Here is a 14,543-nt window from a genome sequence, read left to right on the forward strand (position 1 = left end):
CCGCCGCCGGTCGTTACTGCGCCTGCAGGACCAGCAGCGCCAGGTCGTCCTCCGGCGGCCTGTCCCCGAACTCGTGCACCAGTCGGCGGACCCGCTCGGCGATCAGCCCGGCGTCCAGTCCGGCGCAGCCGGCCAGCGCGGTCGCGAGGCCGTCCTCGTCGTCGAACTGGCGTGAGCCGCTGCGCCGCTCGGTGACGCCGTCGGTGACGCAGAGCAGGCTGTCGCCGGGCCACAGCTCGAAGGTCTCGCTGGTGTACGTCTCGTCCTCCACGACGCCGAGCAGCGTCTGGGGTCGCACGACCGCGCGGACGTCGCCGTCGGGGCGCAGGAGCAGCGGGAGGGGGTGGCCGGCGGAGGCGAGGGTGCAGTGGACGCCGCCGTCGAAGGGGACCAGTTCGCCGTAGAGGAGGGAGAGGAAGCGGGTCTGCGGGCCCTCCCCGGGGCCGGACGGTCCGGCGAGGGCGCGGGCGGCGGCGTCGGCGGCCTCGGTGGCGTCGTCGAGGAGGAGCTGGTTGAGGCGGTCCAGGACGTCGGCGACGCCGTAGCCCTCGCGGGCGAGCAGCCGCAGCCAGGGCCGGGCGAGCCCGATGACGACGGCGGCCTCGGGGCCCTTGCCCTGGACGTCCCCGAGGGCGAACCCCCAGCGGCCGTGGCCGGCCGGGAAGACGTCGTAGAAGTCGCCGCTGGGGCCGCCCTTGTCGCGGGGCTCGTAGACCAGGGCGCTGCGCACGCCGGGGATCTCGGCGACGGCCCCGGGGAGCAGGCCGCGCTGGAGCACGGCGCTGATGGTGGCCTGGCGGGCGTACTGCCGGGCGGCCCCGATGGCGAGGGCGACCCGTCGGCCGAGGTCCTCCACGAGGCCGGTGATCTCGTCCGGGAACCGCGGCACCCCGCCCCGCCCGATGACCAGCGTCCCGAGCGGCCGCCCGCCGGCGACGAGCGGATACGCGAGCGCGGCGCCGCCCGGGGGCGCGCCGACCGGTGCCCCGGCCGCGTCCGGCCCGCCCGGCGCGTCACCGCGGGTCGGACGGACGTGTGCGGTCCCCTCCGCCGGTGAGGCCGACCGGGCCGTCACCGGCTCGCCTCCGGCGCCGCGGGGGGAAGCACCCGCGGGGCTCGGACGCCCGGTCACCGGGTGACCGGAGCGGACGGCCCCCGGCCCGTCCGACGACCCGGCCGCACCCTCGCCGCCCCCGGCGGGGCGGGCGGGCGCCGACCCACCCGGCGCCACTGCCACGCCCTCGTCCCCGACGCCGCCGGCGCCCCCGGTCCGACCGGCCGGCACCGGCCCACCCCCCGGCGACGTCGACCTCACGCCCGCCTCGCCACCGGCACCCACCGAGGGACCGCCGTCGCCCACCGGGCCACCGGTCACCGGGCCCGACGCCCCGACCGCACCCTCCCCCGGACGGTCGTCCGCCGATCCGCCCGCCACCGACGCGCCCTCCGCGCCCGCCCCACCACCGGCACCACCCCGGAAGCCCTCCGCCGGCGCCGACCGCCCGGAGGTCGCACCGCTCGGCACCCCGGCCGCGCGAACACCCGCCGGCCCGCCCAGGGCCGACGCGGACGCCTCCCCCTCCGCGCCGCCGACCCCGCCCCGGCCTCCCGAACGGCCCGCTGCCGAGCCCTCCGGCGTCTCCGCCGGCCCGGCGGGGAGGCCGCCGGTGTCCGGCGTGCTGACGTCCCCGGGGACGTACGCGGCGGACGGCGGGCGGACGGGGGCGGCCGGGAGCCCGGCGTCAGCGAGGGCGGCGCCCGAGCGGAGGCCGGCGGCCGGTTGGCAGCCGGGGTCCACCGAGGGCGCGACGTCAGCGGAGGCGGCGCCCGAGCGAGGGTTGGCGGCCGGTCGGCCGGCGCGAGCGGTGTGCTCTTCCCGCCGGTACGAAGGGACCTGCGAGGCCGACGGGACCGGCAGGGCCGCCAGGGCGGAGGGCGGGGCCTGAAGGCCGAAAGGCAGGGCCTGTGGGCCGGACGGGTACGACAGGCCGGACGGGTACGACGGATGGAACGGGTCCGGCAGGCGAGAGGGGTGGGACGGGTCCGGCAGCTCCGGCCACGGGTACTGCATCGGGCCCGGCGCGAAGGCGTCCGGGCTCTGCGGCGGTTCCTTCTCCAGTGCCCGGCGCAGGTCCTCCGTACGGTCCTCGCTGGTGTGCCAGACGCGGGCCAGGCGGACGCCGGACGAGCCGGCGGAGCGGCCGCCGAGGGCCTCGTCCTCCAGCCAGACCGCGCACCAGTCGGCCAGGCGCGGGACGATCAGCTGGCCGGTGAGGGAGGCGACCAGGTCCTCGTCCAGCTGGCCGGCGAGCAGGTCGGAGGCCTCGGCCAGGAAGGAGAGGGCGCCCCGCCCGAGCCAGTCCCGGTCGCGCTCGGCGCGGCAGGGGGCGGGGGCGAGCAGTTCCGCCCCGGCGAACGCGCTCGGCGCGGTGGGGTGCGCCTCGGCCGGCGTGCCTGGGCCGTCGGACACGCGCGCCCACACCGTCTTGGCGTCCCGCCGGTAGGTGACGCCCCACGCCTCGCACAACGCGGTGATCAGCCGCAGGCCCCGGCCGTACTCCCGCGCGTCGGGGCCGGTCGGCGCCGCCGCGGCGTCCCGGGGCGCGCGCGAGGGGTGGTGGTCGCACACCTCCAGGACGACCGCGCCGGAGCCCGGCTCCATGCGGCACACCAGTTCCACGTCGGTGCCGGCGTGCACCACCGCGTTGGTCACCAGCTCGCTGACGACCACCAGGGCGTCCTGGGCCTGCCGGTCGGTGAGGCGCTCGGCGCCGGGCAGGCCGAGGTCGGCCCACTCCTTGAACGCCGCGCGCAGCAGCCCACGGGCGGCGCCCGGCGCGAGGGAGCTTCCGTTGAAGGTGGCGTGCACCTGCGCGCCGGGGTGTGCGGAAGCGGCGCCGGCGTACGCAGGCGCGTCGCAGGGACGGGAAACGGTCTCCCGTTGCACCGGAATGGCCCCCATCTGCAACTCCCCGAGAGGTTCGGTCGATGACCCCGAGGTCGATGCCGTCAGGGTGACAGACCGGCCTCGTCCATAAGCGACGAGTTACCGAAGTGGGCCGCGATGAGCGAGAACAGTGGTAGGCGCGTGCTCGAAGAAGCTCGAAGTAGGTCGAAGAAGGACGGAAACGACCGCTGTGCGTCACAGGCGCCGGACGCACACGGGGCGCGGGGGCGCACCGCACATGCGCCCCCGCGCCCCCACCGGTGTTCCGACGCCGGGCGTCCGCCGCCCGGCGTCGGCGTCCGGCGTCTAGGCCTCCCGCGTGCCGGCGTACATCTCGTCCAGCAGATGCCGGTACTCCCGCTCCACCACCGGCCGCTTCAGCTTCAGGCTCGGCGTGATCTCGCCGTGCTCGATGTCGAGGTCGCGCGGCAGCAGCCGGAACTTCTTGACGGTCTGCCACCGCTGGAGTCCGGCGTTGAGCCGCTGCACATAGCCGTCGACCATCTCGACCGTGGCCGGCGCCGCCACGACCTCGGCGTACGACTTGCCCTCCAGGCCGTGCTCCTTCGCCCAGCCCATGATCGCCACCTCGTCCAGCGCGATCAGCGCGGTGCAGAAGTTCCGGTCGGCGCCGTGGACGAGGATGTTGGAGACGAACGGGCAGATCGCCTTGAACGACCCCTCGATCTCGGTCGGCGCGACGTACTTCCCGCCGGACGTCTTGAACAGGTCCTTCTTGCGGTCGGTGATGCGCAGATAGCCGTCCGGGGACAGCTCGCCGATGTCGCCGGTGTGGAACCAGCCGTCCGGCTCCAGCACCTCGGCGGTCTTCTCCGGCAGCCCGTGGTAGCCCTCCATGATGCCGGGGCCGCGCAGCAGGATCTCGCCGTCCTCGGCGATGCGCACCTCGGTGCCGGGCAGCGGCTTGCCGACCGTGCCGGTGCGGTAGGCCTCGCCGGGGTTGACGAAGGAGGCCGCGGAGGACTCGGTGAGGCCGTAGCCCTCGAGGATGTGGATGCCGGCGCCGGAGAAGAAGTAGCCGATCTCGGGCGCGAGGGCGACCGAGCCGGACACGCAGGCGCGCAGCCGCCCGCCGAAGGCCTCCCGCAGCTTGGAGTAGACGAGGGCGTCGGCGACCTTGTGCTTGGCGTTCAGCCCGAAGGGGGCGGAGGCGGTGCCGGTGCGGCGGAAGTTGTCCTGGGTGACCTTGGCGTACTCGCGGGCGACCCCGGCCGCCCACTGGAAGATCTTGTACTTGGCCGCGCCGCCCGCGCGGGCCTTGGCTGCGACGCCGTTGTAGACCTTCTCGAAGATGCGCGGCACGGCCGCCATGTACGTCGGCTGCACCACCGGCAGGTTCTCGATGATCTTGTCGACCCGGCCGTCGACGGCGGTGACGTGGCCGACCTCGATCTGTCCGGAGGTGAGCACCTTGCCGAAGACGTGGGCGAGCGGCAGCCACAGGTACTGCACGTCGTCCGGGCCGACCAGCCCGGTCGCGGCGATGGCCTTGGCCATGTAGGACCAGTTGTCGTGCGGCAGGCGCACGCCCTTGGGCCGGCCGGTGGTGCCGGAGGTATAGATGAGGGTGGCGAGCTGGTCCCGGGCGATCGCGCCGACCCGCTCCTCGACCAGCTCGGCGTCCTTCTCCAGCCGGGCCGCGCCGCGGGCCTCCAGCTCGGCGAGGGTGAGCACCCCGTCACCGGTCCCGACGCCCGCGCCGTCCATGACGACGACGTGCGTCAGCTCGGGCAGCTCGCCCCGCTTCTCCTGCGCCTTGGCGAGCTGTTCGGCGTTCTCCGCGATGAGCACGCGGCTGCCGGAGTCGGCGAGGATGTACGCCGACTCCTCCGCGTTGGTCTGCGGGTAGATCGTGGTGGTCGCGGCGCCCGCGCACATGATGCCGAGGTCGGCGAGGATCCACTCGATCCGGGTGGCGGCTGCCAGCGCGACCCGCTCCTCCGGCCGGACGCCCAGCTCGATCAGCCCGGCCGCGATGGCGTACACGCGCTCGGCGGCCTGCGCCCAGGTCAGCGACTTCCAGTCGTCCGGGCCCTGGCCGGAGGCGGCGGGCACGGGGTAGCGGTACGCCTCGGCGTCCGGCGTGGCCGCCACGCGCTCCAGGAAGAGGCCCGCGACGGACGGCGGACGGTTCTCGATCAGGGTCTGTGTGTCGCTCACGACATCCTCCGGGGCCCGCGACGTTGCGGCTGGCTCGGTGCGGTTCAGGCGTTCGGTGCGGGGTTCAGGCGTTCGGTGCGGTTCAGGCGTCTCGGTACGTCTTCGGGTCCTGCACGTCTACAGGGTCTCGGTGCGTGTACAGGGTCTTGGTACGTGTACAGGGTCTCGATACGTCTACAGGTACGTCTTCGCTGCGGATTTCGCTGGCTGGGGGCACGGCTGTGTTCACTCACGAGCCGTTGTTTAACTCGCGAGTAACTAGCGGGCAGGGACAGAGTAGAGCCCGACCGGCCCGCGCGTAAGAGCCCGCGCCCGCTCACTTCGCACGGACCGCGCCCGTGAAACGCGCCGGGGCCCGCCGCACTTTCGTACGACGGGCCCCGTATCGTCCGCTTTGCCGGGGCCGGGCCCCGTGATCTGGGGTTACTTCTTGCCCTTGCCCGAACCCGCGCTGTCGTCGCTGGACAGGACCGCGATGAAGGCCTCCTGCGGAACTTCCACGGAACCCACCATCTTCATCCGCTTCTTGCCCTCCTTCTGCTTCTCCAGCAGCTTCCGCTTACGGGAGATGTCACCGCCGTAGCACTTGGCGAGGACGTCCTTGCGGATGGCGCGGATGGTCTCGCGGGCGATCACCCGGGAGCCGATGGCGGCCTGCACCGGCACCTCGAAGTTCTGCCGCGGGATGAGTTCCTTGAGCTTGGCGACGAGCCGCACGCCGTACGCGTACGCCTGGTCCTTGTGGGTGATCGCGGAGAACGCGTCCACCTTGTCGCCGTGCAGCAGGATGTCCACCTTGACCAGGCTGGAGGCCTGCTCGCCGGTGGGCTCGTAGTCCAGCGAGGCGTAGCCGCGGGTCTTGGACTTCAGCTGGTCGAAGAAGTCGAAGACGATCTCCGCGAGCGGCAGCGTGTAGCGGATCTCCACGCGGTCCTCGGAGAGGTAGTCCATGCCGAGCAGGGTGCCGCGCCGGGTCTGGCACAGCTCCATGATCGCGCCGATGAACTCGGTGGGCGCGAGGATCGTCGCCCGCACGACCGGCTCGTGCACCTCCGCGATCTTCCCCTCGGGGAACTCGCTCGGGTTGGTGACGGTGATCTCCTCGCCGTCCTCCATCGTCACCTGGTAGACGACGTTGGGCGCGGTGGCGATCAGGTCGAGCCCGAACTCGCGCTCCAGCCGCTCCCGGATCACGTCCAGGTGCAGCAGGCCGAGGAAGCCGACACGGAAGCCGAAGCCGAGGGCCGCGGAGGTCTCCGGCTCGTAGACCAGGGCGGCGTCGTTGAGCTGGAGCTTGTCCAGGGCCTCGCGCAGCTCCGGGTAGTCCGAGCCGTCCAGCGGATACAGGCCGGAGAAGACCATCGGCTTGGGGTCCTTGTACCCGCCGAGGGCCTCGGTCGCGCCCTTGTGCATGCTGGTGACGGTGTCGCCGACCTTGGACTGGCGGACGTCCTTCACGCCGGTGATGAGGTAGCCCACCTCGCCGACGCCCAGGCCGTCGGCCGGGAGCATCTCGGGCGAGTTGGTGCCGATCTCCAGCAGCTCGTGCGTCGCGTTCGTCGACATCATGCGGATGCGCTCGCGCTTGTTGAGCTGGCCGTCGATGACACGGACGTACGTCACCACGCCGCGGTACGAGTCGTACACCGAGTCGAAGATCATGGCGCGGGCGGGCGCGTCCTTGACGCCGACCGGCGCCGGGATCTCGGCGACGACCTTGTCCAGCAGCGCCTCGACGCCGAGGCCGGTCTTGGCGGAGACCTTGAGCACGTCGCCGGGCTCGCAGCCGACGAGGTTGGCCAGTTCCTCGGCGAACTTCTCGGGCTGGGCGGCCGGCAGGTCGATCTTGTTGAGCACCGGGATGATCGTGAGGTCGTTCTCCATCGCCAGGTAGAGGTTGGCGAGGGTCTGGGCCTCGATGCCCTGGGCGGCGTCGACCAGGAGGATGGTCCCCTCGCAGGCGGCGAGCGACCGCGAGACCTCGTAGGTGAAGTCGACGTGCCCCGGGGTGTCGATCATGTTGAGGATGTGCGTGTTGCCGGGGTCCTGGGACGGAGCCCACGGCAGCCGCACCGCCTGGGACTTGATCGTGATGCCGCGCTCGCGCTCGATGTCCATCCGGTCGAGGTACTGAGCACGCATCTGCCGCTGCTCGACCACGCCGGTCAGCTGGAGCATCCGGTCGGCGAGCGTGGACTTGCCGTGGTCGATGTGCGCGATGATGCAGAAATTGCGGATCAGAGCCGGGTCGGTACGGCTCGGCTCGGGCACATGGTTAGGGGTCGCGGGCACGCAGGGTCCTGTCTCTTGAGGCGCCTTATGCCTCGGGTCGGATCGATACGTAGCTTCCATGGTCCCACGGGCCGGGACCGGCGACCGGTTTGGGCCACCCGGAGGGCCGCTGGTAACGTGGAGGGCTGTGCCTCATGCCCTCTCAGCGCGAGGCGCAACCCAAGAAAATCATCGGCGCGGGTCCCGTGCGGCCCCGTGCCAGAACCTGAAAAGGCTCATTCGTGGCGAACATCAAGTCCCAGATCAAGCGGATCAAGACCAACGAGAAGGCCCGGCTGCGCAACAAGGCCGTCAAGTCCTCCCTGAAGACCGCGATCCGCAAGGCCCGCGAGGCCGCTGCCGCGGGTGACGTGGAGAAGGCCACCGAGTACCAGCGCGCTGCCGCGCGTCAGCTCGACAAGGCCGTCTCCAAGGGCGTCATCCACAAGAACCAGGCCGCCAACAAGAAGTCGGCGCTGGCTGCGAAGGTCGCGTCCCTCAAGGGCTGAACCCCTCAGTTGATCTGATCGCCGGAAGGACCCAGGGCGGGCCCTCTCTCATCCGCCCCCGACCGGCACCCCGGATCCGCGCGCGGCCTGCGTTCGCCACGCGGGCGCGGATCCACACAGGCTCGAACCGAAGGCCCCGGGCTCCCGCTCTTCCCCAGAGCCGGAGCCCGGGGCCTTCGGCGTGCGCGTACGGCGTCCGGCGTTCGGCGACGGGACCGGACGGACGAGTCCGCGGTCGGCGTCCTCTCCGACGCGGGGCACCCGCCGGTCGGCGTCCGGCGTTCCACGTCCGACGACGGTCGTCAGGCCCAGAACTCGTTGGCCACGTCGATGTCCGCGACGCACTCGTCGAGGTCGGTGATCCGGTCGCCGAGCACGCGGAAGACGATGCACCCGTCCTCGTCGATACGGCGGCCCCTGCGCTCGGCGGAGACGCGGTGGACGGCGACGACGTGCCCGCGGCCGTCGACCAGCAGGCTGCGCAGGTCGACCCGCAACGACCCGGCCGTTTCCTCGAACAGCCGGCCGTACAGGCCGACGACCGCGTCCTGCCCCTTGAAGTCCCCGGACAGCTGGTGGCTGCCGGGCACGTGATGGGTGCAGTCCGCCGTCATCAGTTCGCGCAGGGCGTCCATGTCGCCTCGTACGAAGGCCTCGTAGCCTCGACGGACGAGAGCCGCGTGCGGATGCTCAGCCATGGTGATCGCCACCTTCCCGTGTCCGGCGATGGACGGCTGACACGCCCGATTCTCCTCCCGCGGGTCTAACCGCGCCCTCTGGAGCGAGCGGCTCGGGCGATGGTCACGACCGCCTTCTCCAAGGCGTACTCCGGGTCGTCGCCGCCGCCCTTCACGCCCGCGTCGGCCTCGGCGACCGCGCGCAGGGCGAGGGCGACGCCGTCCGGGGTCCAGCCGCGCATCTGCTGGCGCACGCGGTCGATCTTCCACGGCGGCATGCCCAGCTCGCGGGCCAGGTCGGCGGGGCGCCCGCCGCGGGCCGAGGACAGCTTGCCGATCGCGCGGACGCCCTGGGCGAGGGCGCTGGTGATCAGTACCGGCGCCACGCCGGTGGCCAGGGACCAGCGCAGCGCCTCCAGCGCCTCGGCCGCCCGGCCCTCGACGGCCCGGTCGGCGACCGTGAAGCTCGACGCCTCGGCCCGTCCCGTGTAGTACCGCCCGACGACCGCCTCGTCGATCGTCCCCTCCACGTCGGCGACCAGTTGGGACACCGCGGAAGCCAGCTCCCGCAGATCGCTGCCGATCGCGTCGACCAGCGCCTGACAGGCCTCCGGCGTGGCCGAACGGCCGAGGGTGCGGAACTCCCCCCGGACGAACGCCAGCCGGTCCGCCGGCTTCGTCATCTTCGGGCACGCCACCTCCCGCGCCCCCGCCTTGCGGGCGGCGTCCAGCAGCCCCTTGCCCCGGGCCCCGCCCGCGTGCAGCAGCACGAGCGTGATCTCCTCGGCGGGCGACCCGAGATACGCCTTGACGTCCTTGATCGTGTCCGCGGACAGGTCCTGCGCGTTGCGCACGACCACGACCTTGCGCTCCGCGAAGAGGGAGGGGCTGGTCAGCTCGGCGAGCGTGCCGGGCTGCAACTGCTCGGGCGTCAGGTCCCGTACGTCCGTGTCGGCGTCGGCCGCCTTCGCGGCGGCCACCACCTCGCGCACGGCACGGTCGAGCAGCAGGTCCTCCTGCCCCACGGCGAGCGTCACCGGGGCGAGGAGATCGTCGTTCGCACTTTTCCTGGCCATCACGCCCAGCATGTCACGCGGCACTGACAGGACGGACAGGACGGTTGGCCCGGCCTGGGACACCGGGCACGGTCGCCCGGGCCCGGGGCCGAGCCGCGAGGGCAGGAGTGCCCGAGCCCGGAGCTGCGGGACCGACCGAGCCGCAAGGCGCGCCGGGCACGGCCCGACGCCCCGCCCCGGTCCCCCTACGGCTCCTCGCGCCAGCCGTCCCACTCCCCCGCCAGCTCGTCCAGCTCCGCCGGGTCCAGCCGGCCCGCCTCGTCGCGCAGGACGACCAGCCACTGGGCGTCCTCGGCGTCGTCCTCGCCGGCCAGCGCGTCGCGTACCAGCTGCGGTTCCTCCTCGACGCCGAAGCGCTCGCCGAGCACCTCCGCCACCTCCTCGGCGGCATCGCGGTCGGGCAGCACCAGCACATGTCTCACATCGCTCACGACGCCATTTTCCGGCACCCTCCCCCCGCCCCCGCCCTGCGGGGTCCCGTCACTCCCGCCCCGCGGACTCCCGCACGGCCGGCACCCGGTCCAGCTCGATCCCGAACCGTTCCCGGTACACCGCCAGCACCTCCTCGTCCCCGTGCAGTTCCCGCTCGTCCCGCGCCCCGTCGGGACCGGTGACCGTCAGCCGCCGCCCGCCGAGGGTGATCCGGCCGCCGTCCTCGGTGACCCGGGAGCAGACGAGCGACTTCCCGAAGTGCGACGCGGGCGACGTGGCGTGCCACCACGCGCCGGTCACGAAGTCGGCCGGCACCCGCGGCCGTACCTCCAGCCGGTACACGGCCACGCCGTCCCTGCTGACGTCCAGGTCCGGCGCCCCGGGCCCGCCCCGGAGGCCCGCCGCGTCCGGCCCCGCCTCGCCGATCCGGAACGTCCCGCCGGGGTCCGGCTGCTCCCGCCGGTCGCCGAGCGCCAGCGGGTAGTGGCTGTGCGCCCCGAACCCGACGTCGGCCAGCCATTCCCCCGCGTCCGCCGTCCGCACCCGCAGCGCCATGTGGTCGTACGGGATCCCCGGTCGGCCCTCCTGCGTGTACACCCGCGCCGCCAGCAGCGCGACGTCGTATCCGAGCGCCGTCAGCAGCCCGGCGAACGCGCCGTTCAGTTCGTAGCAGAACCCGCCCCGCCGCGCCCCCACCACCTTGTCCAGCAGCCGCTTCTCCTCCAGCACGATCTCCTCGCCGAGGTGGATCGACAGGTTCTCGAAGGGCACCGTCCGCAGATGGCGCAGATGCAGCTCGTGGAGCGCGTCGGCGGTGGGCCGGGGCGGGCGGGCGACGCCCAGTCTGCGGAGGTAGGCGTCGGCCTGTGCGGAGTCCATGTCCCCAGTGTCCGTCCCCGCCGCGCGGTTCTCAGTCCCTCGCCACGCGCACCTCCCCCTTCCCGCCCGCCACCGCCACGGCGCCGTCGACGTCCGTCCGCAGCACCGTCGCCCCCTGCGCCCGCAGCGCCGCCACCGTGCTCGGCGCCGGGTGGCCGTAAGGGTTGTCCGCTCCCGAAGAGATCAGCGCCAGCCTCGGAGCCGCCCTGCGCAGCAGTTCCGGTTCCTGATAGGCGGAGCCGTGATGGGCGACCTTCAGTACGTCCACCCCGTCGACCAGGCCAGCCGCCGGTGTCCGCAACAGGGCTTGCTGGGCCGGGGGTTCGAGGTCCCCGAGCAGCAGTATCCGCAGGCCCGCCGAGCGGACGAGCAGGGCGACGCTGGCGTCGTTCGGGCCTTCCGGTTCCGGCGCCGGGGTGGTGGCGCCGGCCGCCGCGGGAGGCGGTGGCCACAGCACCTGCCAGGACAGGTCACCGGTGCGCCGTTGCTCCCCGGCCGCCGCCCGGGTGACCGGAATGCCCCGGGCGGCGGCCTCTCTTCGCACGAACGCGGCCTGCTCCGCCGGTTCTTCGAGACCGGTCGTCTCGATCGCGCCCACGGCCCGCCCGCGCAGCACGCCGGGCAGCCCCACGACGTGGTCGGCGTGGAAATGGGTCAGCACGACGAGGGGGACGCGGGTGATGCCGAGCGACCGCAGGCACCGGTCGGCCAGGCGCGGGTCCGGCCCGGCGTCCACGACCACGCCGGTGCCCGCTCCCGCCGCGAGCACCGTCGCGTCCCCCTGTCCCACGTCGCACATGACCAGCCGCCAGCCCGGCGGCGGCCACCCGGTGATCACCCTGGCCAGCGGTGCGGGCCGCACCACCGCCAGCACCAGCAGCAGCCCGCAGACCCCGCACAGCCACGGATGCCGCAGCAACCGCCGGCCGACGGCCACGACCACCCCGGTCACCAGCGCCAGCAGCAGCGCCCCCGTCCAGTCGCCCCGCCAGTCCACCCCCGCCCCCGGCAGCGCCGCCCCGGTGCGGGCCACGTCCGCGATCCACCCGGCGGGCCAGCTCGCGCCCCATGCCAGCGCCTTGGCCACCGGCATCGCCACCGGAGCGGCGGCCAGGGCGGCGAAGCCCAGCACCGTGGCCGGGGCGACCGCGAACTCCACCAGCAGATTGCACGGCACCGCCACCAGACTCACCCGTGCCGACAGCACCGCCACGACCGGTGCGCACAGCGCCTGCGCCGCGCCCGCCGCCGCCAGCGCCTCGGCGAGCCTCGGCGGCACCCGTCTCCGGCGCAGGGCGGCACTCCAGCGGGGCGCGAGCGTGAGCAGCGCGCCGGTGGCCAGCACCGAGAGCAGGAAGCCGTAACCGCGGGCCAGCCAGGGGTCGAGGAGGACGAGCAGCAGGACCGCCGTGGCCAGGGCCGGGAGCAGGGATCTGCGACGGCCGGTCGCCAGGGCGAGCAGCACGACGGCCCCGCAGGCCGCCGCCCGCAGCACGCTCGGGTCCGGCCGGCACACCACGACGAAGGCGAGCGTGAGCACTCCTCCGAGCACGGCGGTCGCCCGCAGGGAGATCCCGAGTCGCGGTGCCAGGCCCCTGCGTTCACTGCGCTGCGCGAGGCCCGGCGGCCCGAGCAGCAGGGCGAGGACGATCGTGAGGTTGCTCCCGGACACCGCGAGGAGATGGGCGAGGTCGGTCTCCCCGAAGGCCTCGTGCGACTCCGGCGTGATGCGCGAGGTGTCCCCGACGACCAGACCCGGCAGCAGTGCACGCGCGTCCGCCGGCAGCCCGTCGGTGGCCTTCCGCAGCCCTGCCCGCAACCGCCCCGCGAACCGCTGGGTCCCCGACGGCCCCGCGACCACCTCCGGAGGGCCGTCCCGCACCCGCAGTACGGCAGCGATCCGGTCGCCGCCCACCAGCGCGGGCGCCAGCCGCCCGGTCACCCGCACCCTCGTGGAGGGCAGCAGCCCGAGCCACTCCCGCCGGGCGCCTCCGCCGGCGTCCACGACCACCAGCACCGGCGTCCGCGTCCCCGTCGCCTCCCCGGACGTCCCTGACGCCGCCTCGACCCGCCCCACCTCGGCGTTGACCAGCACGGACACGGGCGCCGCCCGGTTGCCCGTCACCCGCGGCCGGGTGAGCCGGGGATCCGAGGTGACCCGCGCCTCCGCCGTCACCGTCGCGTACTGCCGCGCCAGCCCCGGCACCGGCCCCCGTCTCAGATCCGCCCCGCGCAGCCCGGCCGACACGGCCGCGGCGGCGACGCAGAGCAGCACGGCGGCGATCACCGGGGACCACCGGACCACTGGGGACGACTGAACCACTGGGGACCACCGGGCCACCGCGTGCCCCCGCCGCCCGCGCCACCGCTGCCCCGGCCCGCGCCCGCTCCCGCGAGCCGCCAGCAGCCCCGCCCCCGTCACCGCGCACCCGGCCGCGACGCCGGTCACCCACCCCGGCGGTGCGGTGAGCGCCCACGCCGCCGTCCCCCAGGCCGCGAGCGCCGGCGGGACCAGCCGCAGATCCGCCGGCCCTTCCTGCCGGGGATGCGCGTCCCCCAGCCTCCGCCCCGACGCCCGGTGCACGGACGGGCGACGGCCGGGGCCGGCAGCCCGGACGGCCCCGACAGTCCGGGCGGTCCCGACAGGACCGACAGCCCCGACAGGACCGGCAGCGGCCCTGTGCCGTGTTCCCTCCCCGCTCCTCACGGCCGTACCAGATTCCGCAGGTCGGCGAACCGCCGCTCGCCGATGCCGTTGACGTCCCGCAACTCGTCCACCGAGCGGAAACCGCCGTGCCGGGTGCGGTAGTCGATGATGTGCTGGGCCAGCACGGGGCCCACGCCGGGCAGGGTGTCGAGTTGCTCCACCGTGGCGGTGTTGAGGGAGATGGGCGTTGCCGCCGCCCCCGGTAACGCGCCCGCCCCGGCCGGGGCGCCTGCCACGGGCGGTGGTCCGGCCACGGGCGCGGGTCCGCCGACGACCACCTGCTCGCCGTCCACCAGGAAGCGGGCCCGGTTGATGCCCGTGAGGTCCGTGCCGGGGCGCACCCCGCCCGCCGCCCGGAGCGCGTCCGCCACCCGCGAACCGGCCGGGAGTCGGTGAATCCCCGGTTCGCGCACCTTCCCGCCGACGTCCACCACGATCTCGGCGACGGGCGACGCGGTCGGGGCCGTCGGGGCGACGACCGGCGTCCGCCGCTCCGGGGCCGCAGCGCGCGCCGTATCCGGCACCGCCGCCCCCACCACCTCCGGCGCCCGCACGGTCTCCGTCCGCCCGGCCCAGAAGTGCTGGACGGCGAGCCCCGCCGCCACGACCAGGACGACGGTGAGCGCGACGACGCTCCTGCGCTCCAGGCCGCACCGCGCCTGCATCCACACCGGCAGCCGCTCCCGCACGGCCGCCCCGGCCCGCTCCCGCCACGCGGCGGTACCGCCCCCCGCACCGGCACTCGCATCGGCCCGGTCACGCTCACCGACGTCACCGTGGTCAGCCGAGTAACCGGTGTATCCGGAATGACCAGAGGGACCGGAGCAACCGGGGACGACCGGTGTCCGCCCCTCCGCCTCCGCC

At 74.3% G+C, this 14,543-nt stretch carries 10 protein-coding genes; 1 reads left to right on the plus strand and 9 read right to left on the minus strand.

What is annotated here, in order from left to right:
- Positions 1–13: 13 nt before the first annotated feature.
- The 3 genes from ACZ6KF_RS02125 to lepA all read right to left on the minus strand — a co-directional run bounded on the left by ACZ6KF_RS02125 (position 14) and on the right by lepA (position 7,420).
- A complete protein-coding gene (locus ACZ6KF_RS02125) occupies positions 14–2,962 on the minus strand; it encodes a SpoIIE family protein phosphatase (protein WP_469236851.1) in 2,949 nt (982 codons plus the stop codon).
- Positions 2,963–3,253: 291 nt separating this feature from the next.
- On the minus strand, positions 3,254–5,128 hold the full coding sequence (locus ACZ6KF_RS02130) for an AMP-dependent synthetase/ligase (protein ID WP_469236854.1): 1,875 nt from the start codon (positions 5,126–5,128) through the stop codon (positions 3,254–3,256).
- Positions 5,129–5,551: 423 nt separating this feature from the next.
- The gene (gene lepA, locus ACZ6KF_RS02135) at positions 5,552–7,420 is read right to left on the minus strand and encodes a translation elongation factor 4 (RefSeq protein WP_356627735.1); all 1,869 of its coding nucleotides are present in this window, start codon (positions 7,418–7,420) and stop codon (positions 5,552–5,554) included.
- A 221-nt stretch (positions 7,421–7,641) separates the two neighbouring features.
- On the opposite strand from lepA, the gene rpsT reads away from it, so the two are divergent.
- Positions 7,642–7,908 (plus strand): 30S ribosomal protein S20, encoded by a 267-nt coding sequence (gene rpsT, locus ACZ6KF_RS02140; RefSeq protein WP_086168781.1) that lies wholly within the window; start codon positions 7,642–7,644, stop codon positions 7,906–7,908.
- Positions 7,909–8,210: 302 nt separating this feature from the next.
- Here the strand turns inward: rpsT and ACZ6KF_RS02145 are convergent, their stop codons facing one another.
- The 6 genes from ACZ6KF_RS02145 to ACZ6KF_RS02170 all read right to left on the minus strand — a co-directional run bounded on the left by ACZ6KF_RS02145 (position 8,211) and on the right by ACZ6KF_RS02170 (position 14,368).
- Positions 8,211–8,606: a nuclear transport factor 2 family protein gene (locus tag ACZ6KF_RS02145; protein WP_356627736.1), complete on the minus strand. Its 396-nt coding sequence runs from the start codon at positions 8,604–8,606 to the stop codon at positions 8,211–8,213.
- Positions 8,607–8,671: 65 nt separating this feature from the next.
- Entirely contained in the window at positions 8,672–9,661 is a 990-nt protein-coding gene (gene holA, locus ACZ6KF_RS02150; RefSeq protein ID WP_469158542.1) for a DNA polymerase III subunit delta, read from the minus strand.
- 185 nt (positions 9,662–9,846) lie between these two features.
- Entirely contained in the window at positions 9,847–10,092 is a 246-nt protein-coding gene (locus tag ACZ6KF_RS02155) for a hypothetical protein (protein ID WP_356627738.1), read from the minus strand.
- Positions 10,093–10,141: 49 nt separating this feature from the next.
- Complete coding sequence (locus ACZ6KF_RS02160; RefSeq protein ID WP_356627739.1) at positions 10,142–10,972, minus strand: arylamine N-acetyltransferase family protein; 831 nt, start codon at positions 10,970–10,972, stop codon at positions 10,142–10,144.
- 31 nt (positions 10,973–11,003) lie between these two features.
- Positions 11,004–13,556: a ComEC/Rec2 family competence protein gene (locus tag ACZ6KF_RS02165; RefSeq protein ID WP_469236857.1), complete on the minus strand. Its 2,553-nt coding sequence runs from the start codon at positions 13,554–13,556 to the stop codon at positions 11,004–11,006.
- Positions 13,557–13,675: 119 nt separating this feature from the next.
- Positions 13,676–14,368, minus strand: coding sequence for a ComEA family DNA-binding protein (locus tag ACZ6KF_RS02170; protein ID WP_469236861.1), 693 nt, complete (start codon positions 14,366–14,368; stop codon positions 13,676–13,678).
- Positions 14,369–14,543 lie beyond the last annotated feature (175 nt).

The organism is Streptomyces sp. NPDC046379, assembly GCF_055587785.1.